Source organism: Planktothricoides sp. SR001 (assembly GCF_001276715.1).
Classification (GTDB): Bacteria; Cyanobacteriota; Cyanobacteriia; order Cyanobacteriales; family Laspinemataceae; genus Planktothricoides; species Planktothricoides raciborskii.
On record NZ_LIUQ01000001.1, the window covers coordinates 77,396 to 103,815 of the forward strand.

The 26,420-nt window shown below is 44.2% G+C and carries 20 protein-coding genes; 13 read left to right on the forward strand and 7 right to left on the reverse strand.

The genetic code is table 11. The annotated features are described in order from the left end of the window. Nucleotides 1-32 precede the first annotated feature (32 nt). The 6 genes from AM228_RS00265 (at nt 33) to AM228_RS00295 (ending at nt 8,862) form a co-directional block, all read left to right on the forward strand. Nucleotides 33-575 (forward strand): adenosine-specific kinase, encoded by a 543-nt coding sequence (locus AM228_RS00265; RefSeq protein WP_231636507.1) that lies wholly within the window; start codon nt 33-35, stop codon nt 573-575. A 267-nt stretch (nt 576-842) separates the two neighbouring features. Then, entirely contained in the window at nt 843-1,982 is a 1,140-nt protein-coding gene (locus tag AM228_RS00270; protein WP_054464085.1) for a DegT/DnrJ/EryC1/StrS aminotransferase family protein, read from the forward strand. Between the two features lie 125 nt (nt 1,983-2,107). Further along, entirely contained in the window at nt 2,108-2,992 is an 885-nt protein-coding gene (crtB, locus tag AM228_RS00275; protein WP_054464086.1) for a cyanoexosortase B, read from the forward strand. Between the two features lie 134 nt (nt 2,993-3,126). After that, nucleotides 3,127-3,909 (forward strand): cyanoexosortase B system-associated protein, encoded by a 783-nt coding sequence (locus AM228_RS00280; RefSeq protein ID WP_255353121.1) that lies wholly within the window; start codon nt 3,127-3,129, stop codon nt 3,907-3,909. A 68-nt stretch (nt 3,910-3,977) separates the two neighbouring features. Next, nucleotides 3,978-6,269 carry an SLBB domain-containing protein gene (locus AM228_RS00285; RefSeq protein WP_054464088.1) on the forward strand — a complete coding sequence of 764 codons (2,292 nt, stop codon included), beginning with the start codon at nt 3,978-3,980 and terminating at the stop codon, nt 6,267-6,269. Nucleotides 6,270-6,630: 361 nt separating this feature from the next. Beyond that, complete coding sequence (locus tag AM228_RS00295) at nt 6,631-8,862, forward strand: tyrosine-protein kinase domain-containing protein (protein ID WP_156331428.1); 2,232 nt, start codon at nt 6,631-6,633, stop codon at nt 8,860-8,862. Nucleotides 8,863-8,892: 30 nt separating this feature from the next. Here the strand turns inward: AM228_RS00295 and AM228_RS00300 are convergent, their stop codons facing one another. Then, a complete protein-coding gene (locus tag AM228_RS00300; RefSeq protein WP_054464091.1) occupies nt 8,893-9,846 on the reverse strand; it encodes a ChaN family lipoprotein in 954 nt (317 codons plus the stop codon). A gap of 298 nt (nt 9,847-10,144) precedes the next feature. Between AM228_RS00300 and rnhA the strand changes: the two genes are divergently transcribed. After that, nucleotides 10,145-10,984, forward strand: coding sequence for a ribonuclease HI (rnhA, locus tag AM228_RS00305; RefSeq protein ID WP_054464092.1), 840 nt, complete (start codon nt 10,145-10,147; stop codon nt 10,982-10,984). 178 nt (nt 10,985-11,162) lie between these two features. On the opposite strand, the gene cruG is transcribed toward rnhA, so the two are convergent. The 3 genes from cruG to AM228_RS00320 form a co-directional block, all read right to left on the reverse strand. Further along, complete coding sequence (cruG, locus tag AM228_RS00310) at nt 11,163-12,410, reverse strand: 2'-O-glycosyltransferase CruG (protein WP_082348694.1); 1,248 nt, start codon at nt 12,408-12,410, stop codon at nt 11,163-11,165. A gap of 246 nt (nt 12,411-12,656) precedes the next feature. Beyond that, entirely contained in the window at nt 12,657-13,595 is a 939-nt protein-coding gene (gene cruF, locus AM228_RS00315; protein WP_054464265.1) for a gamma-carotene 1'-hydroxylase CruF, read from the reverse strand. Between the two features lie 231 nt (nt 13,596-13,826). Then, complete coding sequence (locus AM228_RS00320) at nt 13,827-15,152, reverse strand: dihydroorotase (RefSeq protein ID WP_054464266.1); 1,326 nt, start codon at nt 15,150-15,152, stop codon at nt 13,827-13,829. A gap of 521 nt (nt 15,153-15,673) precedes the next feature. Here AM228_RS00320 and lepB point away from each other — a divergent pair. Beyond that, entirely contained in the window at nt 15,674-16,279 is a 606-nt protein-coding gene (gene lepB / locus AM228_RS00325; RefSeq protein WP_156331429.1) for a signal peptidase I, read from the forward strand. 272 nt (nt 16,280-16,551) lie between these two features. Here the strand turns inward: lepB and AM228_RS00330 are convergent, their stop codons facing one another. Further along, nucleotides 16,552-17,004, reverse strand: coding sequence for a VOC family protein (locus AM228_RS00330; RefSeq protein ID WP_054464093.1), 453 nt, complete (start codon nt 17,002-17,004; stop codon nt 16,552-16,554). Between the two features lie 118 nt (nt 17,005-17,122). Here AM228_RS00330 and AM228_RS00335 point away from each other — a divergent pair, with 118 nt between their 5' ends. The 3 genes from AM228_RS00335 (at nt 17,123) to AM228_RS00345 (ending at nt 18,028) form a co-directional block, all read left to right on the forward strand. Beyond that, the gene (locus AM228_RS00335) at nt 17,123-17,413 is read left to right on the forward strand and encodes a hypothetical protein (protein WP_054464094.1); all 291 of its coding nucleotides are present in this window, start codon (nt 17,123-17,125) and stop codon (nt 17,411-17,413) included. Next, nucleotides 17,350-17,697 carry a hypothetical protein gene (locus AM228_RS00340; RefSeq protein ID WP_156331430.1) on the forward strand — a complete coding sequence of 116 codons (348 nt, stop codon included), beginning with the start codon at nt 17,350-17,352 and terminating at the stop codon, nt 17,695-17,697. The genes AM228_RS00335 and AM228_RS00340 overlap by 64 nt, the downstream gene beginning before the upstream one ends. A gap of 85 nt (nt 17,698-17,782) precedes the next feature. Beyond that, nucleotides 17,783-18,028, forward strand: a complete 246-nt coding sequence (locus tag AM228_RS00345) for an endonuclease/exonuclease/phosphatase family protein (protein WP_156331431.1) — start codon at nt 17,783-17,785, stop codon at nt 18,026-18,028. 319 nt (nt 18,029-18,347) lie between these two features. Here AM228_RS00345 and AM228_RS00350 read toward each other — a convergent pair whose 3' ends face one another. Beyond that, the gene (locus AM228_RS00350; protein ID WP_231636508.1) at nt 18,348-19,262 is read right to left on the reverse strand and encodes a mechanosensitive ion channel family protein; all 915 of its coding nucleotides are present in this window, start codon (nt 19,260-19,262) and stop codon (nt 18,348-18,350) included. Between the two features lie 222 nt (nt 19,263-19,484). Next, nucleotides 19,485-20,702 (reverse strand): alanine racemase, encoded by a 1,218-nt coding sequence (alr, locus tag AM228_RS00355; RefSeq protein WP_054464097.1) that lies wholly within the window; start codon nt 20,700-20,702, stop codon nt 19,485-19,487. A gap of 467 nt (nt 20,703-21,169) precedes the next feature. Between alr and AM228_RS00360 the strand changes: the two genes are divergently transcribed. Together AM228_RS00360 and AM228_RS00365 are read left to right on the forward strand one after the other, a co-directional pair. After that, nucleotides 21,170-23,056 carry a diguanylate cyclase gene (locus AM228_RS00360; protein WP_156331432.1) on the forward strand — a complete coding sequence of 629 codons (1,887 nt, stop codon included), beginning with the start codon at nt 21,170-21,172 and terminating at the stop codon, nt 23,054-23,056. A gap of 271 nt (nt 23,057-23,327) precedes the next feature. Then, nucleotides 23,328-26,324, forward strand: coding sequence for an adenylate/guanylate cyclase domain-containing protein (locus tag AM228_RS00365; protein WP_054464099.1), 2,997 nt, complete (start codon nt 23,328-23,330; stop codon nt 26,322-26,324). The last annotated feature ends 96 nt before the right edge of the window (nt 26,325-26,420 follow it).

The following is a 26,420-nucleotide window of genomic DNA, read 5'->3' on the forward strand; positions in this document are numbered from 1 at the left end:
GCAACCAACAGAAAGGGAACTATTCCCTGGTTATGCTGGTTGCCCCAAATATCGGATATTTGTGTAATTTACAAGAAATCGAGGTAAAAACGATGGAACTCAAATCCGTAGCTGCAGAAATTCCCGAAGGGGCCAATGTCATCATTGGTCACTCTCACTTTATTAAGACCGTGGAAGATTTACATGAAATTCTGGTAGGAATTTCTGGGTCAGTCAAATTTGGTCTGGCTTTTTGCGAGGCTTCTGGCCCTTGCTTAATTCGGGTTACAGGAAATGATGATCGTCTGCAAGCGATCGCCACCAAAAATGCCCAAGCGATCGCCGCAGGTCACAGCTTCGTCATTCTGATGCAGCAAGCATTTCCGGTCAACTTCTTGAATGCCATCAAACAATGTCAAGAAGTCTGCACAATTTACTGCGCCACCGCTAACCCCGTAGAAGTGATTTTGGCGGAAACCGCACAAGGACGAGGAATTCTCGGCGTCATCGATGGCTTTTCTCCCAAAGGCGTAGAAACCCCAGAAGACGTGAAGCACCGCAAAGATTTTCTGCGACAAATCGGCTATAAGCTTTGATTACTGGGGGGTGTAGGGTGTAGGGTGTAGGGTGTAGGGGGAAGAGGGGGAAGAGGGGGAAGAGGGGGAAGAGGGGGAAGAGGGGAAATTTCCTTCCCACACTCCGATGGCGGCCTCCCACACCCCCCACACTCCGATGGCGGCTCCCCACACTCCCCACACTCCCCTAACAGTGGCGGATCGGCGGAAACATCGTGCATAACAATAGTAGGGGCGCTTCGGCTTGCGCCCGCTATCAATGGCAAAAATTGTTTTAAATCAGCACTTATGTCTAGCCCTACCGTTAAAGTCCCCTTCGTTGACCTGCAAATTATTCATCAGCCCATTCAAACAGACTTAGAAAAAGCGATCGCCTCTGTACTGCACCAAGGGGATTTCATTTTGGGGCAAGCGGTCACAGAATTTGAGTCTGATTTTGCCGCCGCTTGTGGAGTAAACTATGGCATTGGTGTCGCCTGTGGCACCGACGCGATCGCCTTGGGACTAAAAGCTTGTGGCATCCAACCAGGGGATGAAGTAATGTTACCCGCGAATACCTTCATTGCTACCTTAATTGGGGTGGAAAGGGCTGGGGCAATTCCGGTGTTGGTAGACTGCGATCGCTGGACGGCTTTAATCGATCTGGAAGCAGCAGAAAAAGCCATTACCCCGAAAACCCGTGCGATCGTTCCCGTCCATTTATATGGTCAAATGGTTTCGCCGCAAAAACTCAGATATCTGGCGGAAAAATATCACCTGATTATCCTCGAAGACTGTGCCCAAGCCCACCTAGCGGAAAAAGAAGGCGATCGGGCAGGTTCAATCGGTATGGCAGCCGCTTTCAGCTTCTACCCCAGCAAAAACCTCGGCGCCTTCGGAGATGGGGGCATCGTCGTCACCTCCGACCCCGAAGTCGCCCAAAAAATGCGAACCTTGCGGAATTATGGCGCCCCCAAAAAATACTTACATACCGAAGTGGGCACCAACAGCCGTCTAGACACCTTACAAGCCGCCATTCTCAAAACAAAACTGCCCCATCTTGCCCAATGGAACCAATGGCGTAACCATGCCGGTAAACAATATGACGCCGCATTAGCACCCCTGCAAAGCCAAGGCATTCGACCCATTCAAAATCAAAGCAATACCGGCCATGTATATCACCTCTATGTGATCCAAGTCACCGAAGATTGTCCCATTGACCGCAATACTTTACAAAATATACTCAATCATCAAGGGATTCAAACGGGAATTCATTATCCTATTCCCTGTCATCTACAACCGGGCTATCAAAATTTAGGTTATCATCAGGGTGACTTTCCCCACGCAGAAATGCTCTGCGAGGAAATTTTGTCATTACCAATGTATCCGGGCATCAACGAAAGGCATATTCAGCAAGTTGTCACCGCCATTGAATCAGCTTTGATCTAATCTAAAACAAGAAACCGGGTTTCTGGCATAAGTTTTGCCACCAAACAAGAAACCGGGTAACTTTGGCGAAACCCGGTTTCTAACCCGGTTTCTAAAATTACGCAAATTTTACGCAAATTTTAGCCATGCAAATTCTGGAAAAAAAATCTAGTTTAATTCAGCAATATTCCGGCTGGATCGTTATCGGATTATTAACGATAATTTACGCGCCTTTAGTCATGTATTGGTATGACGGATGGTTAAATAAAAGTATTAGTATTGAGCACGAATATTTTAGCCACGGCTTAATTGGCCTGCCTTTTGCTGCCTATATTGCTTGGGGCGATCGCCAAAAATGGCTCAAATTGCCTGAAAAAACTCATCCCATAGGTGGATTTTTACTTGGTTTAGCAGCGGTATTTTATCTCAGCACTTTACCAGACTTAGTAAATTTATCCTTGCCGATAGTTTTAGCGGGAATTTGTTTATGGTTAAAAGGAATCGATGGATTAAAAATGCAAGGATTTCCCCTGTTGCTGGTTTGCCTTGCCACTCCTAACCAAATTCCCTACTTAATCTCTCCTTATATTATTCCATTGCAAGCATTTATTGCCGCGATCGCTGGGTTTATTTTACTTCAATTTAGCATAAATGTTAGAGTGGAAAATATTTATTTATATGTCAATGATGCCGTAGTCGAAGTAGCCCCCCATTGTTCTGGCTTAAAAATGTTACTAACGAGTTTATATGTAGCGTTAATGTTACTATACTGGAGAGATGACTTATCCTCCCGATTCAAAATAAATCTATTTTTATTCAGTACAGTGATTTTGAGTGTACTGGGTAATATTATTAGAAATACGTTACTGACATTTTTTTATGGCACAGAACGGGATCATCTTTTTCATTGGTTACATGAAAGTTGGGGCGGAGATTTATACTCAGCATGTATGTTAGGTTTGTTAATTCCCCTGCTGATTGGCATAGAAAACATCGCTGACCATTTAACGGTGCCACCTCACGAGTCATAAACCGGGTTTCAGCATAAAACAACCAAGAAACCGGGTTTATTAAAGAAACCCGGTTTCTAATCCGGTTTCTTTAAATCGTGGATAATCCTGAATTAGATGAAGTCCTATTTTTTTCTATTTAAAGTATATTTAAAGTGTTAAAGCAATCTTCACTAATGAGAATATTATTACTGTTGCTCCTGCTATTACTATTGGGAGGAGCAAACATACCCAGCTATCTCCAGGGTATCAAGCCTTGGAAAGAACCCCCCCCAGTTCCAGGGCTGAAAAAACTACAAGAATTACAAAGTAATGGCATTCAAGTGGCTGGATGGGAAACCGTAAACAAAGTGACAATCGAAGCCGGGGGGCGGAAATGGTTACTCCATGAACTCAACCAAAACAATCAGATGGCATTATTGCTCCTGCGATCGCAACGGGGATCGACGGAACAACCCCAAGTTGAATGGATGGATATTAATGGATATTGGCGATGGAAATCTGACTCTGAAACCTGGTCTGAATTTACCGTGGAAATACCGGGCACAGATCCCCGGTTTCTTGAAGAAACCGGGGATCTAAAACCAGAAACCGGGGATCTAAAAGGGGCTCTAAAGCCAGAAAACGGGGATCTAAAACAAAAATTAGCATTAGTTGAAGCCCGCTATTTCCGGGGTGTCACCAGGCAGCAAACCTACGCCATCATGCAATGGTATGCCTTCCCTGATGGAGGACATCCCAAAGCGAGCCGTTGGTTTTGGCGCGATCGCCTCTACCAAATCTCTGGCAAACGGGAACCTTGGGTAGCCGTATGTATCATCATGCCCATTGAACCTTACGGTGACATTGAAAAAGCCCGACCCCTCATCGAATCTCTTGCCAAAACCGTTCAAGCGACCTTAATGGCAGAAGCGTTTAACAATATATCTGCACGGTAAGCGAAGCAATGCCGCAGGCTATATGCTTCGCCCTTAGCCGTCAACCGTCAAAGAATCCCTACCCAACCATGAACAGTCAACACTCAACCCTCAACATCCTGCTTTTGGTTTGTTTAGGAGTCATTCAGTGGCCATTTTCTATATTCGCCAGACCCGCCCAAGTTTTGGCCGCCACGAATATCTGTCAACTACCAACTCGTGCCGGTATTTCATCGAACCCAGTCCCTCCGACAGCCAACGGGACAGCCAATGGCGGAAATATTCCCAGTCTAATTCCCAGCCCAATTCCCAGCCTAAATTCTCCGGGTAGCCGCATCCCCGTCTCTCCTGTTGCCGAACCTGACTTACCAAACACTTCGCCACTCCCTACACCCCCCGCCGAAGTACCACGGCAGACGAGGCGCGATCGCGCCAACCGACTAGGACGTTATCGCCTCGGTCCTGGGGATCAAATCTACATAGAAGTGCAACCCTTTAACGAACTCAGCCTGCAAACCGCGATCAACCCAGAAGGCAGTATCGTACTGCCCCTGATCGGGGCAATTTCTCTAGAAAAACTCACTCCTGCCCAAGCCCAACAAAAAATCCAGGCTCAATTAAATCAATATCTCGTCAATCCCATCGTCAGCCTGCAACTGCTGGTGCCAAGACCCATTAACGTCACCATCACTGGAGAAGTTGCCCGACCAGGATTCTATCCCGTCACCCCAACCGGAGCCACCCTCGCCACCCTATTAGCCACTGCCGGAGGCACCACCGCCAATGCCGACTTACGGCAGGTGCGTTTACGTTGGACAGAAAACGATGGCATCCTCAGAGAACAAGAAGTTAACTTGTTAACCCCTTTAACCCAAGGACAACCAATTCCCGATATCCCCCTAGAAGATGGAGATGCGATCGTTGTCCCCAAACGGGAATCCCTGGAAGACCGACAGTATAACCGCAGCCTCATCAGCCGCTCCAACCTAGTAGCCCCCCCGTCTGCCGTAGAAATTACCGTACTGGGAGAAGTCGCTCAACCGGGATTCTATATCCTCCCCCCCTCCATTCGTCCCTTAGCCGATGCCTTACTCATTGCCGGGGGAGCCACTCCTGCCGCCGACCTCCGCTGCGTCATCGTGCGTCGGTTACAAGATGATGGCACTTTAACCGAACCGATTTTCTTAGACATTTATAATGCCTTACAAACCAACGGCCAAACCTTGCCAGACTTTCCCTTAAATAATGGGGATATAGTGATTATTCCCAAACTGCCATTAGCAGATCCAGATTATGACAATAATTTGGCTCGTCGCTCTAATATTTCCGCCCAACAACCTGTACAAATTACCATTGTCGGCGAAGTCACCCAACCGGGTTATCATATACTCCCGGCATCCCTTCGCCCCTTACCAGATGCCTTATTAATCGCTGGGGGAGCCAGTCCAACCGCAGATTTGAAAAATATTCAAGTGCGTCGCTTACTCGCAGATGGCACCATCAGTGAAGAAACCGTTGATTTATTCACTCCTTTAATGAATGGGGAAGAACTTCCTTCCATTCCCTTGAGCAATGGGGATGTAGTATTTGTCCCCAAACGACCATTAGGCGATGATCAAGATTATGATCATAATATCGTCGGTCAATCCAACTTAGCCGCCCAGCAACCTGTGCAAATTACGGTACTCGGAGAAGTAGCTCAACCGGGATTTCATCTTCTGGATCCGGCTCCCCGTCCCCTGCCCAATGCTTTACTGATTGCCGGTGGCACCACCAGTGAAGCGGACTTGCGATCCGTTCGGGTGCGCCGATTAATTGGCAATGGCACCGTTAGTGAAGAAATCGTAGACCTATTTACTCCTTTACAAACCGGGGCAGAATTACCTTCTTTACGCCTAGGAAATGGAGATGTAGTGTATGTGCCGAAAATTGAACCAGGCACCGATCAAGATTATGACCGCTTGCTTATCGCTCGTTCCACCTTGGCCAACCCGGAAATGACTGTCCGAATTTTAAGTTATCCTGGACAAGGGGCAAATTTAATTACCCTACGCAATGGCAGTACCTTTTCGGATATTCTCAACACCATTCCTCTCAGTCAAGCAGATTTAAGAGACATTGCCGTGATTCGCTTTGACCCAGAACAAGGACGTGCTGTCACCCGAAAAGTGGATGTCAAAAAATTACTTGAAGGTGATAACTCCCAGAATATCCCTTTACAAAATAATGATGTGGTGGTGATTGGGCGAAATCTCCTAACCAAGTTGACCTATTCACTGAATACGTTTACCCAGCCTTTTCGCGATGTTCTTGGCTTTTTGCTATTTTTTGATCAGTTACGGGATAGCGCTGATGCTCTCTTTGGACCCGGTTCTAATTAATAGACCTCTTGCAAAAATCCGAATCGATCCCCCCAACCCCCCTTCCCAAGGGAGGCTTATTAGAATTTTGCCAGAAGTCTAATCAAGCTATTGGTTATGAGTTATTGGTTATTGGTTATTAGTTATTGGTTATTGGTTATTGCTCCCCTGCTCCAGAAGGGCGCAAGCATTGCGCCCCTACATCTGTGTTCCCCCCGCACCAGAAGCTCCGGGGCAACCACCGCCTTAAGGAATTGCCCCTACCTCCCTGCCCCCCTGCACAAGCGCACCCCTACCTCCCTGCTCCCCTGCCCCCCCTACCTCCCTGCACAAGCGCACAAGCGCTGCCCCCGTTCCCCCCGTTCCCCCCTATTTTTGACTTATGGCTCCTTCAATTGTTAAGCGTTATCAAATAGCTTTTGCTAAATACAAATGGTTCGGATTCGCCGTAGTGGTACTCTGTTTGGCCGGTGCGGGTGTCATCGTTATGACCAAGGAAACGCCGGAAACCACTTATGATGCTAGAGGTATCCTGAGCTATTATCATCCGCCTGTAACTTTTTCCGATACGGGAGGACTGATTCAAGAACAAGGAAAAGCACTGACGGAGGAAATTCTAAAATCTGATTTTGTGCTGAATACTGCTGCTGCCAAAGTTCAGGAAGATCCGAAAAGGATTAGAAAAACGTTTACTGTTCGCTTACCGAAGCCAGACTCCCCCCCTGTGATTACCGTTTACTATGACGGTGCTCCCAGTAAAGAAAGAGGGCTGGAAATTATGGAAGCCTTATTGGATGCAATGATTGAGCAGAGTCGGTTGATTAATACGGAAAGATTGCGGACTTTGATTACGACAATTAATCAACGATTACCAGAGGTGGAACAGAATCTCGATCAAGCGGAACGAAAATTAGAACAGTATGAACGGCAACAAGGAGTGGCAATTTTAGCCGCCCGTTCTGGCAGTTTGGCCAGTGAAATTGTTGCGAATCAAGCGCAACAAGCTCAACTCCAAATGCAAATTGAAGGGGTGCAAGGGCAAATGATCGATTTAGAGGAAAGATTGGGATTAACGGTGGATCAAGCTTATGTGTCCCAAGCCCTGAGCGCCGATCCGATTATTGCGGATATCCGAGCGGCATTACATCAAATTGAAACTCAGATTTCACTGTCGAGTAAGAATTTTCGGCCTGCCCATCCTCAGATGGTTGAGTTACGCAAACAGCAAGAAGCGTATAACCAACTGTTAGAAAATCGTGCCGCTGAGGTGATTGGAGGAGATGGAATTACGGCACCTTTGTTGAGTGGGACGCAAATTAGAAAAGATAGTAGTTTAGATCCCGAACGGCAGCGGTTAGCCCAAACGCTGATTGGTTTATCGACTCAGAAAGAAAGCTTAGAAGGTCAGCTTAGTGCAATGACGAAACGAGAAGCGGAGTTGAGAAGAGAATATGCGACCCTGCCTAATTTGCAGTTGGAACAACAACGGTTAGCCCAGCAGGTAGCGTTGCATAAACAACGCTACGATCGCATGCAAACCGCTTTGTCTGATGCTCTCGCGGCTGAGGCGGAAACCGTCAGCAGTTTGTTGAAGCAAAACCCCTATGTAAATACCAACAAGCCCCAACCATTCAGCGCTATGTTGACGGTGGTTATGGCTGGTGTGATTGGTACGGTGTTGGGTGGCGGAATCATTTTTGTGCTGTCTTTGCTCGAAGGCAAATACTACACAATGGAAGAAATCAAGGCGGGTTTACAGGGATTAGATTTGCGGGTTTTGGGGATTTTGCCCGAGGTGATTTCCTCAGATCCAGAGAGTAATTTAATGCCACTAATTTTAGACTCTCCCAGTCCCTATTTGAGTTTTTGTGAACAACTCCGCAGTAACTTACGGCGTTTGGGAGAAAAGCAGATCAAAATGTTGTTAATTACCAGCGTGGGAATAGATGAAGGCAAGAGTTTTTGTGCGTATAATTTGGCGATCGCCTCAGCGAGAGCGGGCAAACGCACTCTGATTATTGAAACCGATTTGCGATCGGCTTCTGCTTGTCGTTCCCTAAAATTAACTCCAGATACTTCAGCCAGATTAGAACCTTTACGTTACTATAGCGATTTGAGTCATTGTATTCGCTTGGCTCCAGAAGTAGAAGAACTTTATATTATTCCTAGTGTTGGGCCATTACCAAATAGCGCGGCTATTCTTGAATCTAATGAAATGCGGCGAATTATTAAAGAAGCTGCTCATCGGTTTGATATGGTGGTTTTAGAGGCGCCTCCTTTGAGTGTTTGTAATGATGCATTTCTGTTAGAACCATTAACTGATGGGATGGCGATCGTGACTCGACCAGGTTACACTCAAAGCAGTTTGCTGGCGGAATATATTGAGCCCTTAATTGAACAAGAGGAAACCACAATATTGGGTGGGATTATTAATGGGGCGGATATTCCGGTAAATTTTGCCGAAAATCCCAGTGAATTTTTACCAGAATATCCACCTACCACTGACTCTTTTGAACAATTTGAACCCTCTGGTGCCGACATTTCTGTTAACGGTGTTCGGGGCGATCGCTCTCGTTCCCAAGAGTCTAAGAACGAGAGTAGTAAAATCGCCTAATAGATAATAGAAAACCTAAATTTCTAGAAGTTACTCAGCCCCGGATATTTCTGCTGATGTTGGCCAAACAAAATCAGCGAGCGGTTTGTTTGTGTCCCATTCTAATTCCGGGATGGGACTTAAAAGTACCGAAAGTTGGCGAAAAGGTTCTCGCTTGTTTTTTTCGGTGTTTTGCTCGGTGTTTTGTTCAGTGACTCTTCTCAGGACTCGACTGGGGATGCCATAACCATAAACAATATGACCTTTTCCGGCTAACACAATGATTTGATAATCGGGGTTAGCTTGCCGAAATTTGGCAATGACTTCGGCCATTGTTTCGTCCCAAAGAACTTGGGCTAAAAAGAAATTTTCAAAGTTATCACTACTGCCATGATTTTGGTGAATTGCGTCATATACTTCGCGGATTAACTGACGATATTCAAGGTTATCTGTGCGAATTTCTGAAAATGGAGGAATAAATTTTTTTTGTTCTGCTGTCAAACTTTCTAACCCTTGGCGGGCAACTTGGCGGGTAATTTCATTGGGAACATTTAAGGCTAATACGGGGATTTGATTTTCTTGAGCAAACCGTAAGATTGGGGCATAAAATTCCCAAGGAAACCCCCAGCGGTTTTGATATTCTGTTTGTTCAATGAGTTCGGCTTCACTGAGGTTGCCTCGGAGGTATTCGTCTAAAACACTTTGATAAGGTCGCTGGAACATTTCCATGGCGATCGCAATTTTGTTGTTTCGGCTCATTTGCTGAATAATCTCTAATTTTGCTGCATGATCCGCTGGATTATCATGGGTTTCTCCTAAGTAAATTACATTGGCATCAAACAGTTGTTTTAAAATCTCTTGGGCGGATGGGTTTGATGATGAGGATTTGATGGGGTAAGGTTCTACGGAATTGACAATCCCTTCATTCGATAAAACAGGTTTCTGACTAACCGCTAAGGTGCCGATCAGCAACAAAACCAGGCTATAAATTTGAAGTTTGAGCATATCGGATTTTCTTTTTTTCTTTTAATGATGACTTTTGGCCGAGCAATGAGCGAACTCATGGATGCGCTTTGGGTTAATTTTAACCATTGCCATGACGGATAATTTTTGGCAAAAATCCTGAGTATCATAAGATTATATCAAAAAATATCAAAAAGTATAAAATTATATGAAAAAATATTCATATAATTTTATACTTTTTATATAAAATTATATGATTTTATCCATTGATAATGTTAAGATTAGCGGGCAAAAATGATTTTAAGGCATTCCCTAAAGAAAAAAATATGGAGTTTCTTCTATGACAATTAAAAGCATTTATACCGATGGATCTTGTAACGGCAACCCTGGGCGTGGTGGCTGGGCTGCAATTATTTGTTATCAGGATGGGCAGATCCATGAAATGGGGGGAGGGGATCCCAGTACCACTAATAACCGGATGGAAATGCAAGGGGCGATCGCCGCCTTGGAATTTTTCAAGAAATCTGGACAAATTGAGCCAATTATTTTGCATACGGATAGCGAATACTTAATCAAAGGAATTACCCAATGGATTCATGGGTGGAAAAATAAAGACTGGAAAACTGCCAGCGGTAAACCTGTGCTGAATCAAGACTTGTGGCAAAAGTTAGATGGCCTCAACTCTTCTGTCATTAAATGGCAACATGTGCGCGGTCATAGTGGCGATCGATACAATGAACGATGTGATGCGATCGCCAAAGCTTATGCATTTGGTAACAAAGTCAAACTTCAAGAATATCAACCAAAATCCCACAGTCCGATAGAGAGGTTACAATGTTCGGGGAACTCTGACCATAAACTCTCTGATTTAAATATGGACATTAATCTTAACGCATCTTCTGAATCTATAGATTCCTTACCTCGTGAGGTTAGGGTAAACCAACTGAGAAACTTGATCGAGACTCTGCAAATTGCTGATGAAATTTCCACGAAAGGGTATTTAATTACCAGTTCCGAACTCGCAGACTTGATGGATGTCAATGCCAGTGCTGTCACCAGTCGTGGTGATAATTGGGTATGGCGTAATTGGATTGTGTCACGAGTGCGGCGCGAAGGAAACCAAATTCTCTGGCAATTAGAAAGAGTGGATTTGGTCAGTGAAGAAGCAGCAGAAAGCTAATTGTTAGTTGTTAGTTGTTAGTTGTTAGTTGGTAGTTATTAATCTAACAACTAACAACAAACAACTAACAACTAACAACTAAGAACCAACAACTAAGAACCAAAGAATCCCTACCCAACAACTAAGAACCAACAACTAACAACAAACAACAAACAACTAACGATTAAACTAACTAAAATCATTGATAACTACGGCCACGCCATTGAGTGGGTCGGTTTATGGCGGAAATAAAAATCCGCAGAAAGGCGAATGGATCTGCGAGAGGAGAAAACCAAAACATCAACTTAGCTAATGGAGTGGCACGACTGCGATCGTAAGAAGGGGCGATCGCAAAATTCAAAGCAAATCTAATCACCAGCAAAAATATATTTAACCTCAGCAATAGTAGGAATAGTATGTTGGGTTGAGGAACGAAACCCAACGAGAAAACACCTGAGAACAAACCCGTCAACACCACCGGCAACGGTAAACCTTGAACCGCGAATAGCAGCAATACATCTCCCCAAGTCTGAAGTTTAGATGAAGCATCTTTCAGATCGAGACTGCGGCCCCATTCTTGCCAAGTTTCTTTCATCCCCTCATACATTCGCACCTTGAGCACTTTTGCCCCATCCAAAAAGCCCACTTTAAACCCTTGTTTGGCGGCATTTCTGGCTAAAGTCACATCATCACAAAAAGATTTCCGGGCAGTGGTATAGCCATCAAGTTTAGTTAACACCGATCGCCGACAGAGAAAACATTGCCCATTAGCCATCACCCGTTGCTCTCCACCACTGTTGGTCCCCGTCGGGCCAAAGCGGTAAACCAAGGTCATCAACAACGCCGGTTGTAACCACATTTCCCCAGGGGTTTCTAAAATAAATTGCGGGGAAAGGGAAACCAAATCATAACCGCCCGCTTCGGCTACTTTGAGTAAACCAGCGATTAACCCTGGGTGGGGTTGGGTATCCGCATCAATGCCTAAAATCCACTCGCTGGCTGGAGAACTTTGTAAAAAACCTGTATGCAATGCCCACGGGCGTCCCACCCAATCTTTTGGTAATGGATCGTCATTAATTAAGCGAAAGCGGGGGTCTTTGTGGGCGATCGCCTGAACCAATTCGGGAGTGCGATCGGTGGAATAACTATCCACCACAATCACTTCCCGGAGTTCATAGCTTTGGCGGGTCAAGCCATCCAAACAAGGCTGAATCCGTTGCGCCTCATTCAAAGTAGGCACCACCACCGTCACCCAGCCCAATTGTTCCAGAGTGGCGGACTGGGGTTCAATTGGCGGCATCCTAAATGGACCTTTGATCAAGCGAGAAAGTAACAAAATCACCGCTGGGATTTGCAGCAGCAGGAGTGGTACAACCCAAGCGCTGATTGACCAATCGGCGAAAATCGATGTTTGGGCAAATAATTGGGCAAATAAAAAGTAAATCATCATAACAAAATCTTTAATCAGGCAACTTGGTTGCTTATCACTTGGTTGCTTATCATAATTGTTTCCGGGATGGTTTCCAGGCAAACATTGACGGTTTTAAAGGTTTTGAGCGGGGCAAAACTCTTAATAAATACAAATAAAAAGAAATAAAAAGCACTGGTGGCGTTAGTCGTCCAGTGCTATGGGATGCATGAGTATTGCCATCCAAGGTGCTGCTAGGTTAAATCAGTGCGGCGGAGACTATGGTTATTTTGCCAGCATTTTTACCGGGGACACTACTAAATTTTCTGCGTTGTCCGGTTTGACCCCATCGCTGTTGCTGATTGCTTCTTCCGTAGAAGTTGGTGCGGCCATCCACCAGAGGACGATCGCCGGTACGACACCCACCAGTAAGCCCAAGGCGGTGGGAATTAAAAAGCGAGAGTCTAAGGAAGTAACGGTAATTACGGCACCGAAGGCGAAGTTAACCAGATAAACCGTCAGGGGAACCAGTAGTTGCGATCGCTGCACATTTAAGGGTTTTTTCTCCCAGACGATGGCAGCAACGGTCATAAAGACTACACCAGTGCCGATCCAGCCGCTGAGGTTACGATAGGGCATCCCAAAGAATTCTCCTACTTCTTGGAATTGCCAGAAGGGAACGGCGGTCTGAGTCATGGCGGGGTCCAGTACCAAATCCCAGGCGGTGAGTAAGATGGAACCCAGGGCGATCGCGCCAACCTGCTGAATCCAAGGGGCTATTCTAGTATTTTCCAACCCAGCGCGGGCTAGGAGATAAGCGGAAAAACCGAGATAAAACCAGGACAGGGGAATGGTAAATGGGACTAAACCGGCAATTTTATATCCCAACCCACTTAAATATTGGTAATGACCAAAGGGAAAACCTGTGCTGGTGCCTAAAAGTTCACTGCTTAAGGACAAGACCACCGCTGGCAACATAAAACCCAACCACTGCCGCACCCCTAATACTCGATAAGCATAGATGGCAACTGCGGCGGCTCCTAACACAATATATCCGACCCCGCCATTCGCCATGCTCACTTGGAAAACATCTTGGCCAAATTTTGACAAGCTCAAAATAAATTCTGGATTGGGAATCACCAGGATGAGTCCCGCCAATCCAAAGGCCATTGCAGCGATATGACCAATTAGGCATATGCGCTCGATCGTTACAAGTTGCCTTATCGAAATCATAAAGAAATTCTTAGAATAGGGAGTTAGTTCGCTTTAAACTTTATATTACTTTACATTTAAACAATAAACCACAGATTGTCAATCAGATTGTCAGATACAGCTTGTTCATTATTTACTTAACACATTGCCCTCACCCTAAATCCGGATCCTCTACCCCCCTTTGAAAGGGGGGGAGGGAGAGGGACTTTGAAAGCAGATCGGATTATTTCTGAACAAGCTGTACTACCATACCTGTAAGGCTTGACCGCGTACTTCGGTGTTAATCTTTCCTCGGTTATAGACCACTTGTCCCCCGACAATTGTCACCACGGGCCATCCGGTTAAATTCCAGCCTTCAAAGGGACTCCAACCACATTTGGTGAGCATATTTTCCGCCAATACTGGATGATAGCTGTTTAAATCCACTAACACCAAATCCGCATCATACCCAGGAGCGATCGCGCCTTTATTGGCAATACCATAGCCTTTCGCGGGGGCGGCGGACATCCAGTGAGCCACTTGTGCTACGGTACAGCGTCCTTGCATTGCTTGGGTCAACATCAACGGCAGAGAGGTTTGCACTCCGGGCATCCCCGACGGACTATTGGGATATGCTTCGGCTTTTTCCGCCAAAGTATGGGGCGCATGATCCGTGGCAATAAAATCAATCACCCCATCCAGCAGCGCTTGCCAGAGAATCTCATTATCTTCGGGATCTCTTAAAGGCGGATTCATCTGTGCCAAGGTGCCAATAGTTTCATAAGCACTGGTATTTAAGAGTAAATGCTGCGGTGTAACTTCTGCTGTCACCCAACTGGGTTTATCTTGGCGCAGCAAATTCGCCTCAACCCCCGTGGACAGGTGCAAAATATGCAGTCGTCGCTGATATTTTTTGGACAATCGTAGGGCTCTTTGAGTCGCCAACAACGCCGCTTGCTTATCTTGAATGGTTGAATGAATCGCGGGATCGGTACATCCGGCAAATTCCTGTCGCCGTTGACTAATCCGTTCTTGGTCTTCCGCATGGACGGCAATTAACCGCGAACCATTGGCAAAAATTGGCTCTAGCAATTCATCGGTATCTACCAAAAGATCCCCCTTCATCGAGCCCATAAAAATCTTAATTCCCGGAGTGGGAGTGGCTGCGAGTATATCCGCTAAATTTTTGCCCGTTGCCCCAATAAAAAAGCCATAATTAACTAAGCATTTCTGGGCTGCTCGCGCTAACTTATCATCAAGGGCTGCTTGGTTGCTGGTAATTGGCCGAGTATTGGGCATTTCCAAAAAAGAAGTCACCCCACCGGCAGCACAAGCACAGGTGGCGGTAAATAAATCTTCTTTATGTTCCAAACCCGGTTCCCGGAAATGAACTTGCGGATCGATGACTCCAGGCAACAAAGTTAAGCCCGTGGCGTCGATAATTTCACAGTGGTGGCTCTCAGGGGGCGAAATTTCTCGATCGATTTGGACAATTGCTCCCCCCCGCACCAAGACATCACCGAGTAAAAATTCCCCATCAGTTTGGAGGATCCGAGCTTGTTGGATTAATAAGTATGAATCAGCAGACATGGCTTCAATTAGGCGGGGTTCCCCCACCTTTCCTCACGAGTCGCTTTACAATACTAGGATATGACTTTCCGGTGCCGAATGGTTGCCACCAGGGGATAGAACTGAAAAAAATAAAAAAGTTGTCAAAAATTCTTTTAACCTTTTAAATTAGAAGTAAGACGTTGGTAAATCTGAAGATCGGCGGCTGGGGCGATTCCGCTATCTCCCCCATCCAAACAGTTCAATATGCTTACCAGGGCAGCTTTGTGGAATTTCCCCTTACCAGACCCCATATTACCCAGTCACAGATTTGACACCAAACTTACCCTAACCACTGGTCATCACTGACACTAACCATTTGTACAAAGAAAACAATCATCAAAACCTATTACCGGCGATCGGTTCTTCTTTCTTTCCGACCGATAAAAGCCCTCGTCAAAATTTGAGGTGAGGATTTTCTGTTGGCTTCAGTGAAAAGAGAATTGACCAAAAGCCCCTAGCATTTTATTCACTTATCTAAATCTTGGATCTAAATAGGCAACATGACCCGTATCGAGGAAACCGTGTCTGATTCTAAATCTCAATTACCCGTTAATCAAGCCCCAAAGTACACCGAAGAAAACCCCTGGCTTGAATCACTAAAGACCATTGTACTGAGTGGAATTTTAGCAATAGGGATTCGCACTTTCGTCGCCGAAGCCCGTTATATTCCTTCGGGTTCCATGTTACCCACCCTTGAGATCAACGATCGCCTGATTATTGATAAGTTGGGTTATCGTTTTAAAGACCCGCAGCGGGGAGATATTGTTGTCTTTAGCCCGACCCCTGCATTACAAAAGGAAAACTTTAAAGATGCTTTTATTAAGCGGGTGATTGGTTTACCTGGTGATACGGTAGAGGTTAAAGGAGGAAAGGTGTATGTTAACGATCAACCGCTCCAAGAACAATATATTCAAGAGCAACCTAACTATGATTACGGCCCAGTGGTCGTGCCGGAAAATCAATATTTGGTGTTAGGAGATAACCGCAATAATAGTTATGATAGCCACTATTGGGGCTTTGTCCCTCGCGAAAATATTATTGGTCAAGCAGTGATTCGTTTTTTCCCTTTTAATCGCATGGGTGGCATTGATTCTGCTGATAATTAATAATTTAAAATTGATAATTGATAATTAAACCCAGTTATCAATTATCAATTATCAATTACTAGCGAAAAACAACAAACAACAGGGAACAGGGAACAGGGAACAGGGAACAGGGAACAGGGAACAGGGAACAGGGAACAGGGAACAGGGAACAGGAAACAGGCATTCTTGCATTCTGGCAATATTCCCTGATAACCGTTCCCCGTTCCCTGATAACTGTTCCCATTTCTCCAACAGCAAACAACAAACAACAACCAACAATATCTGAATGTTTGCTAAGAGCGATCGCAGCGAATTTCTAACATAAAGCCATCGGGATCGTAAAAATAAATGCCTCTTCCTGTAGGGCGACTGACTGGGCCGTGGTCAATGGGAACTTGATGCGATCGCAACACGGCTACCGCTTGGTCAAATAACTCTGGATCGATATCAAATGCCAGATGATTTGCCCGAGTAAATGCTTTTCTCGGATCTGGATCTGCTGGAGATAAATCCGGTTCAGAAAATAGATCGATGACGGTGCCATCTGGAGTGACAAAATTAGCCACTTTTCCCTCCTCCACTAACTTTTTCAGGGTTGCAGGAATTTCCGCTCCCGTGAGTTCACGCAACCCAAGAATCTGGCCGTAAAAATGGCGAGAAACCTGCAAATCTTGGACGTTAAAAGCAATATGGTGAACGCGACGTAAATTTCCAGCCTCAATCCCGGTCAGATTTGAATTAGACATGATGATTCTCTAGGTTATATTTTTAGTCTTATTCTATCTTAATTGAAAAACGTAATTGAAAAATTTTTCCCCTTGTCTCCGCGATCGCACGATTGAACATTTTCCATGAAAACCCTAGATGCTGACTATTTTTTTTCCCCAAAGCGTTCAGTGGATTATTTTTGCCATAAATTCGGCGGTTTTTGCCGCATTTTTAGGCACAATGTTGGAGTTTGCTGGTCGAATTTGGTGGGGGTTTGAACTGCTGGATCATCCCAGACCCCAATATTGTTTACTGTTGGTATTAGCGATGATTGCTGGGGCGATCGCTGGCAAAACTATTACTGACAAAAGTGTTATTTTTATTTGGTGTATCCCGATTGCCATAAATTTGGGATTAATTTTGCCGTTATTTTTTTCCCACCTTTAACCCAGGATTTTAAATCGGTTAATATCAGTGCTATCCCCAATTTACCGCATCCAAATTTACAGATTGTTCATGCCAATTTAGACCGCGATAATCAGAATTTTTCAGAGGCGATCGCCTATTTAAAAAATCAAAAAGCCGATATTCTCTTGTGGCAAGAAGTGACCCCACAATGGTTGACAGAACTTTCTGCTAGTCTAGCGGATTATCGGTTGGTGATTTCCCGACCCTTAAAAAATACTCAGGGAGTGGCCATGTTTGTGGCTAATAATTCAACCTCCGTATAAATTATGAACCCAGAAATTATTCATTTACCCGACGGTTTCGACCGACCGATGATTGCATCGATTATGCGCTTTTTTGGGAAATAAATTGCTTTCTTTATTAAGTTTACATACCATTCGTTCCCGAAGTCAAGATACTTCCGCTTATCAAGAAATAGAGTTTTCTGCCGCTGCCCAATGGAGTCAAAGGCAGTTAAAGGCTAATCGAGAAGTGATAATTATTGGGGATTTTAATAGTACGCCTTGGTCCGATCGATTTCGCCAGTTTGTGCGAAGGTGCTCCGCACCGCGGCATATGCCGCGATCGAGTGATTTAATTAATTCTCAAAAATGATATGGCTTACAACCGACCTGGTTAGCGGGATTTTCTTGGTTTTTAATGATTCCCATCGATCATTGCTTACATAGTAAATCTCTGGTGACTTATGAGCGCATTGTGGGAAAAAATATCGGTTCAGATCATCTCCCTTTATCGGTCAAAATTGCGGTTCGTTATTAGTTGTTTTTAATGGTTTATTATGGTTTATTGTTGATTGCTTGTTTGTAATGTTATATCTACCCCCAAACAAACCATACCCGATCAAAAATTATCCCTATTATAACCAATTAAACCAATTAGAACGAGATCATGCTGAATTTTTGGTAATTTTATCTTAATCTGATGGCGCTTTGATATCATTAGCTTCCCAGGATTTTGCCGATCGCCACCACCATTCTTGAACCAATTTCTGCACATCCGATCGCACTTGTTCATAATATTGAGACTGACACCAAGGACGTAAAGATAATACGGTGCTTTTAGGAGAAATCGCCTTCACCAGACAGCTAGGGGCTGGTTCTTTCAGTACCAAAGGATGAGTTTTGATTAATTGTAATAACTCATAAATTGTGGTATCTAAAGAATATTTTTTTGCTTCATTTAAGCAGATTTCGCCCAAGTCTACGGTGACATCTACTCGACGAATTTTTAAAGTTGTCGTATTTTTTAAAGTGCCATTAAATAACTGGGCATTAGGCACCATAATTTTAATATAATCTGGGGTAATAATTGTAGTAGAAAAAATACCAATGGCATCTACTAAACCCGATACTCCAGCCGCTTCAATCAAATCACCAACTTCAAAAGGACGCAAAGTAATCAACATCACCCCAGCAGCAAAATGAGACAATGTATCCCGCCATGCTAACCCAATGGCTAAACCAGCAGCCCCCAAAACTGCCACCAGAGAAGTGGATTGAATTCCTAACGCATTCAAAGCGGCAATTACGCCAATAATTAAAGTAGAAGTTTCCGCCGCTTGAATTAAGAATTTGCGTAAGGTTGCCTCGGTTCGGCTGAGGGTTTTAGTCATCACTCGACTAACCAAACGAATGGCAAACCGAGTCAACACTAAAATAGCGATCGCCACCAAAAGTTTTGGCAGCAATAGCCAAATTTGCGTTAATACCTGATCGGAGATTAAAACGATTAATAGAGTGTGAAGCATCATACAGCAATTTTCTATTAAATAAACCACAATAATTTGTAGCGGCCCGCGCATTCCGGCAGTGTAGGGGCGAATGGCCATTCGCCCCTACGATGCTTAGAATATTAACTGTACGGGCGAATGGCCATATAGCCTGACGGATTATGCTCCGCAAGGACGCCCCTACCCTTGGGCGCAGGCCCGATCGTGGTTTAGTAATCTGAAAACCCCTGTAAAAATAGGGAATGGTAGGGGCACAATGCTTGCGCCCGCTTGCGCCCGCAACGGGTAGGGGCGATCGCGAATCGCTCCTATATATAGCTGTCACGATCGCGCTACTTTTTCCAGGGGTTCTAGCTGATCCACGGTGACTCTAGGCAGTCGATGTTTAAAACCACAGAGAATTTCCCAAGAAATCGTACCGATCGCGTTTGCCCAGTCATCGGCAGTAATTTCATAATCTCCGTCACTGCCCAACAGGGTGACAACTTCTCCCGCTTGTACATTGGGAACGCTACTGACATCAATCATCATCTGATCCATTGTAATGGCTCCCAACTGGCGCACCTGCTGACCTCGGATTAACACCTGCATTTTATTGGAAAGCAGACGGGGCACACCGTCCGCATAGCCAATACCAATCACCGCAATGCGTAAGGGGCGATCGGCAATAAACCTATAACCGTAACTGACCCCAGTCCCCGCTTCAATGGTTTTTACCTGGGTGACACGGGCTTTGATTTGCATCAGGGGTTTCAAATTGCAAGTATGGCGCAAATGGGGCGCCGGATATAATCCATAAAGTCCCAAACCCACTCGCACCATATCGTAATGTAATCCTGGATCTGTTAATGTCGCCGCTGAGTTGGCAAAATGCAGGCGGGGCATTTTAGGCTGGATCTGAGCAATAGTGCGAATGGCTTGTTGAAATCGGGCTTGTTGTTGCCGCATCACCGTTTGATCTAGGCTATCGGCGGTGGCTAAATGGGAATAGATGCTGGCAATGGTGAGATTGGGCAAACCCTGGATCAGTTTGACAAACTCTGCCGCTTGCTGCCAGGGTGCCCCTAGTCGGGACATTCCCGTGTCTAATTTAATATGTACCGGCACGACCCAATCGGTATCGCTCAAAATCTCAGAAAATACCAGGGCTTGCTGGGGCGTGCAAACTGTTGGTTGTAGCTGCCATTGGGCGATCGCGCAGATTTGCTCTGGGGTATAGGTGGCACCCAAAACCACGATCGGGGCGGTAATTCCCGCTTGCCGCAGTTCAATTCCTTCGGGAATAGTCGCCACCCCCAGCCAACTTGCCCCCGTTTTCAGTACCGTTTGGGCAACGCTGACCGCCCCATGACCATAAGCGTCTGCTTTCACCACTGCCATCAAATCCGTCTCCGATGAAATCAGCCGTTTAATCTCTCGGACATTATGGCTTAAAGCATTCAGGTCAACTTCTACCCAAGCACGTTGACGCAACCAGTCCACCGAATTCTTGCTCTCACTCCTTGATGGCACTCTGGGGGTTGGATCGGGGCTTAACATCTTTCATCACTCCTTGTTTTGGCTAATGTTGCCTAATTTTGTCACACCACTATTGAACTTGGGACGGCACTATTTATCCGGAAGTCCTTGACAAGTAGATTTTAAACAGAGATTTTAAGAGGCGATCGCCTCAAGTTACAATTTAATCTGACCGTTTACCATCTATTTATTTGCTATTCGTTATTACTTATTCGTTATTCAAAAGGCTATATTACCAATAAACAATACTTGATAAGTAATATAAATCATCCTCTAGTGGCTATTGTTGAGGCAAAATATCGGCAATAACTTCATTGAAAATCCCTCACAATTGCCCGTCAATCAACTCAACTTCATCACATTTATTTACCATTAATAATTATTTGCTAAAATTATTTGCTAAAATTACTTGCTAAAATTACTTGCTAAATCACCAAGTATTGATCAATGATAAATTATTTACACAATATAATGGATCTATTTTGATTATGTTAACTCTAATTGAACAAGTTATTTTGCAAAAACAATCAATTATTTATGTAGTAATTGACAAAAAATTTAAAATTGTTATGGCGTCAGATAATGTTAATAAATATACAGATGCTTCGGATATTATTATAATTGGAAACGATATCAGAAATTATTTTCCCGAAATATTCGGCCTAGAAGCAAAATGCCTGGATCTGATAAATAATACCGATCAACATAGCTTTGAAATCGAAGGTATATCACGAGAAAAAAGCGATAAAAAACCTGTTTACTTTAACTTAAACATTGTGGGAATTGCTGAAAATGTAAATCCTGGTTTCATTGTCTTAATAATCAAAGATGTAACTAGGGAGTTTTCCCTCAAGCAGAAGTATGTACAATCGGTGAATAATTACTACCTATTTTTAAACAAAATAATGGAAACAAATGCTTATATTAATCGATTAATTGATTCAATGGCAGATAGTTTATTTGTTACGACATTTTCGGGTAAAATTAAACAATTGAATCAGGCGGCGAAGCAGTTGTTTGGTTATGAGCAAGAGGAACTAATTGGCCAGCAAATTTCGCTGATTATTACCGATGAAATAGTTTTGAAAAAAATCAGTAAACAAAGCGATGAGTTAGATCCTAATTATCCCTGGGAAGACAAAAGTGGGAAATATCTAGAGGTAAATTGCCGGACTAAAAATGGCAAGGAAATTGTGGTGGCTTTTTCTTGTTCTATGTTTTCCACCGAGAGTGCTGAGTTACAAAATTATATTTACATTGGTCGAGATATCACCGATCGCCTGCGGATGGAAGCGGCACTGCAAAAAGCTAATGAAAATCTGACCGAATCAGTGCATCAATTACAAGAGCGTAACCAGGATATTACTCGATTAAGCAAATTGAGCTATCAACTTCAAGGGTGTTTTACTTTAGAGGAAGCAGAAAGAGCGATCGCGGCAATGGTGCCGCCAATATTTCCCGAAAGCATTGGGGCAATATTGACAACGCTCGACGATCAATCAGAGCCGAAACTGGTGACGACTTGGGGTGACTTACCTGCGAGCAACTGGCAAAACTTCTTGATATCTAATTGTCCGGCATGGACATCAGGACAACGCTATTTTATTTGTGATCATCAACTATGCTCATTTCGGCAAAATATCGGCCTAGATTCATCAAGGGATTCATCTTGCTGTATTCCCATGCTCGTGCAAGGACAAACCATCGGCTTATTATATTTGAGTTGGCCTGAATTAGAGCAAATCACTCAGGAAAAACAAGAATTAGCCATGACCGTGGCCGAACATATTGGGTTAGCTTTGATCAACTTAACCGTGCGAGAAACGTTAAAGAATCAAAGTATTCGCGACCCCCTGACCGGATTGTTTAATCGGCGTTATCTCCAAGAATCTGTGGAACAACAAATCCAGCGAGCGGCAGCACAACAACAATCGATGGGGATAATTATCTTGGATGTGGACTATTTTAAACGCTTTAATGATACTTTCGGACATCAGGCTGGGGATATCGTTTTGCAGGTGATCGGCCAATTATTAATCCGATCGATTGGCAATGGGGATCTGGCTTGTCGCTACGGGGGTGAAGAATTTCTGGTGGTATTACCAAATGCTGACTTGGAAGTGACTCAAGCCAAAGCCGAAACACTCCGGTCAGGGGTGAAGTTGCTCCGGTTAGAGGATAAAGGCCAATCTCTGGGATCAATTTCCGGCTCTTTTGGGGTGGCTTGCTTCCCGGAACATGGCCAGACCCTCCCGGATTTAGTGGCGGCAGCAGATGCGGCTTTGTATGAGGCGAAAAGGCTAGGGCGCGATCGCGTCGTCACAGCGGCGGATATCGCGATCGCCGATGGGAAATCCCATGATTTCGATCCCTGAGCAGATATTTGAGGTTGGGTGAGGAAAACCTAGGCAACCCTAAACACCGAGACTAAATTACCAAGGCAGGGTAAATCCGATTAAAATGTTCAAGCAGATAATCTGGAATCAAGCCTGGAATCAAGCAAAAATTCCCCCAAAGGTAATGGGTAAGTCCTGTAGAGCATAATAAGGAATGAACCGAACCAAATCTGATGTTCATCATCACGCTTGGGTACGCGGATATCAGGGGTCTGAGAAACTTGTTTATGGGAGCAATGTGGCAAGCGCAATGAATCCTTTTTTAAAAAAATTCTGCGCTGGGCGTGGTCTGGAGTACCTGAAGGTCGATGAGCATTGGCGAATCCAAGATTTTTCTCACGACGTTCAAAAGTTTGTGATTGCTCCAGAAACTCTCGCAGTGGGAAAAGATATCTATGAATTTTTACCGGAACTTTCCGACTGGAAAGACTCTTTAAGTGCTGTTTTAAGCGGGCAAACCGATCATTTTCAGTTAAGCAAGATTCATCGGGGGTCAAAAAACCAGCCTCCGGTTTATTTTGATTTGTGGGCGATCGCCAACGATAACGCTGCACCTACCGACTTGTCCACCCCGAATCAGCCCCATCAATTGATGATTTTCCTGGAAGATACCACCGCCTCTTTTATCTTAGAACAAAAATTAGCGAAACAGGACAAACAGGTTAATTTTTTACTCAACAAAATTCAAACGGATCACTTGTCCATCGATCAAATCATTGATTGGCTAGGATTTCCTTTATTTATTACTGATGACTCTGGGGATATTTTGAAAGCTAATTATGCGGCTGAAAAAATCTTAAAATATCATAGAAATGAACTAATTGCCATAAATATTAATGAAATTATTACTGATTTCAATATTTTAAGTTATATCAAAAACAACCATCTAGTTGCCGAAGATGATTGCCTAAAATATGTCGAAACCTTATGCAAGCAAAAAACAGGTGAAGAAATTTATCTAGCTTTTTCCGCCGTATTAATTCACTCAGAAATCCCAGAAATTAAATCAACTTATATTTATCTGGGTCGAGAAGTAGGCAATAGTAAACAAATGGAATTGGCGATTCGGCAAAATGAAGCTTACTATCGATTAATTACGGAAAACACTAATGATTTAATTTCTCGACAAACTCCAGAAGGCATTTATTTATTTGTTTCTGATTCTTGTCGCTCTTTATTAGGTTATGAACCAGAAGAAATGATTGGTTGTTTGGCGGATGAGTTTTTTCATCCAGAAGATAAAGTGCCAATATTTAACAGCAATAATCCCTTGGTACGTCACCGGATCCGTCGTCAGGATGGTGCTTATATTTGGGTGGAAACCAATCGCCGCTTAGTGCGGAATCCCCAAAATTCTAAAGAATTAGAAATTCTGGCAATTTCTAGAGATATTTCTGAATATATTAGCGCCGAAGCTAAGTTACAAGAACTGAATGAAACTTTAGAAACTAAAGTGGCTGAACGTACGGCGGCTTTGGAAGAAGTGAATATACAGTTTTTAGAGGAAATTGTAGAACGGAATCGAGTGGAAAAAACGCTCCGATCCAGCGAACAAAGATTGCGGCGGCAAAGTAATGCTTTATTAGAACTGACAAAACATCGCACCCGGACCGGGGGAGATTTACATTTAGCCATTCAGGAAATTAGCGAAGTGGCGGCTCGAACTTTGGAAGTGGAACGGGCGAGTGTCTGGCTATATAATGAGAAAAAAAGCGCGATTGTTTGTTTTGATTTGTATGAGCAAAGCAGCGATCGCCATGGTTCAGAAATGCCGATATCCGTCAGTGATTATCCCCAATATTTTCAAGCTTTAACCGCTGAACGCATCCTGGCAATAAGTCATGTGGAAACTGACCCTAGGGCTCAAGAATTGGCGGCTAATTATTTAGTACCTTTAGGGATTGTTTCTCTTTTGGATGCCCCAATTAGACTAGCAGGTAAGATTGTTGGGGTGATTTGTATTGAACATACCGGCAGTCCCCGGCAATGGGCTTTAGAAGAAGAAAATTTTGCCGCTTCTTTGGCGGATTTTGTGGCTTTAGCGATGGAAGAGTCGGAAAGAAAACGGGCTGAGGCTGAACTCCAAAAAGCTAATGAAGAGTTGGAAATGAGGGTAGAAGAACGCACCGCAGCTTTGCAAGCGTCTAATCATCAATTAAGAATTGAAATTCAAGAACGTCAGCAAGCTACGGAAGCTTTGCGAGTTGCGGAGGCGAAATATCGAAGTATTTTTGAGAATGTGACGGAGGGGATTTTTCAAACCAGTCCTGATGGACGTTTTCTTAGTGCTAATCCCGCATTAGCGAGAATTTTGGGCTATGGGACTCCGGAAGATTTGATGCAGCGGGTGACGGATATTCGCAATCAACTTTATATCGATCCAAAACGTCGCGATGATTTTATTCATGCGATCGCCAATTCTGGGGCTGTATCGGATTTTGAGTCTTTAGCTTATTCTACTGGGGGCAATGTAATTTGGATTTCTGAAAATGCTCGCGCCGTTTATGATGAACATGGTCAAATCCTTTATTATGAAGGTACGGTTCAAGACATTACTACCCGGAAAATTGTGGCGGAAGCCCTGCGTTATCAGCGGGAAGAATCGGAACAATTGCTGTTGAATATTTTGCCAAAACCGATCGCCGAACGGTTAAAACTGAATGAAAGTGTGATTGCGGATAGCTTTCCCGAAGTAACGGTGATGTTTGCGGATATTGTCGGTTTTACCCAGTTAAGTGCCCAAATTTCCGCGAAGCAATTAGTGGAATTGTTAAATAAAATTTTCTCCCTGTTCGATCAATTAGCGGATAAACATGGGTTGGAGAAAATTAAAACTATTGGGGATGCTTATATGGTGGTGGGAGGCTTGCCCACTCCTCGACAGGATCACGCGGAGGCGATCGCGGAAATGGCCCTGGATATGCAAGCGGCAGTAGTCCAGTTTAACCATGAGTTAAATATCCCCTGTCCGGAACCGTTGCGGATTCGCATTGGGATTAATTCTGGCCCCGTGGTGGCTGGGGTAATTGGCTTGAAAAAATTTATTTACGACCTGTGGGGAGATACGGTGAATACTGCCTCGCGCATGGAGTCTCAGGGCATTCCGGGCTGCATTCAAATCACCACCTCCACTTATCAGTTACTCAAAAACCAGGATAAATATCATTTTGAACAGCGCGGGCAGATCGAGGTTAAAGGTAAAGGTCTGATGACTACTTATATGCTAACCGCTAAAACTTCTATTTAACCGACCAAGTTAACTGACAAAAAACCTCGGTTGTCCCAAACCGAGGTTTTTTTGTATTTATCAAGTGACTTATCGAGTTATTTGGATTAATGTTTG

Excerpts from the sequence above, each read along its gene's own strand:
- AM228_RS00265 (WP_231636507.1), top strand. The coding sequence starts at position 33 with ATGCTGGTTGCCCCAAATATCGGATATTTGTGTAATTTACAAGAAATC.
- AM228_RS00270 (WP_054464085.1), top strand. The coding sequence starts at position 843 with ATGTCTAGCCCTACCGTTAAAGTCCCCTTCGTTGACCTGCAAATTATT.
- crtB (WP_054464086.1), top strand. The coding sequence starts at position 2,108 with ATGCAAATTCTGGAAAAAAAATCTAGTTTAATTCAGCAATATTCCGGC.
- AM228_RS00285 (WP_054464088.1), top strand. The coding sequence starts at position 3,978 with ATGAACAGTCAACACTCAACCCTCAACATCCTGCTTTTGGTTTGTTTA.
- AM228_RS00295 (WP_156331428.1), top strand. The coding sequence starts at position 6,631 with ATGGCTCCTTCAATTGTTAAGCGTTATCAAATAGCTTTTGCTAAATAC.
- AM228_RS00300 (WP_054464091.1), bottom strand. The coding sequence starts at position 9,846 with ATGCTCAAACTTCAAATTTATAGCCTGGTTTTGTTGCTGATCGGCACC.
- rnhA (WP_054464092.1), top strand. The coding sequence starts at position 10,145 with ATGACAATTAAAAGCATTTATACCGATGGATCTTGTAACGGCAACCCT.
- cruG (WP_082348694.1), bottom strand. The coding sequence starts at position 12,410 with ATGATTTACTTTTTATTTGCCCAATTATTTGCCCAAACATCGATTTTC.
- AM228_RS00320 (WP_054464266.1), bottom strand. The coding sequence starts at position 15,152 with ATGTCTGCTGATTCATACTTATTAATCCAACAAGCTCGGATCCTCCAA.
- lepB (WP_156331429.1), top strand. The coding sequence starts at position 15,674 with ATGACCCGTATCGAGGAAACCGTGTCTGATTCTAAATCTCAATTACCC.
- AM228_RS00330 (WP_054464093.1), bottom strand. The coding sequence starts at position 17,004 with ATGTCTAATTCAAATCTGACCGGGATTGAGGCTGGAAATTTACGTCGC.
- AM228_RS00335 (WP_054464094.1), top strand. The coding sequence starts at position 17,123 with ATGCTGACTATTTTTTTTCCCCAAAGCGTTCAGTGGATTATTTTTGCC.
- AM228_RS00350 (WP_231636508.1), bottom strand. The coding sequence starts at position 19,262 with ATGGCCATTCGCCCCTACACTGCCGGAATGCGCGGGCCGCTACAAATT.
- alr (WP_054464097.1), bottom strand. The coding sequence starts at position 20,702 with ATGTTAAGCCCCGATCCAACCCCCAGAGTGCCATCAAGGAGTGAGAGC.
- AM228_RS00360 (WP_156331432.1), top strand. The coding sequence starts at position 21,170 with ATGTTAACTCTAATTGAACAAGTTATTTTGCAAAAACAATCAATTATT.
- AM228_RS00365 (WP_054464099.1), top strand. The coding sequence starts at position 23,328 with ATGAATCCTTTTTTAAAAAAATTCTGCGCTGGGCGTGGTCTGGAGTAC.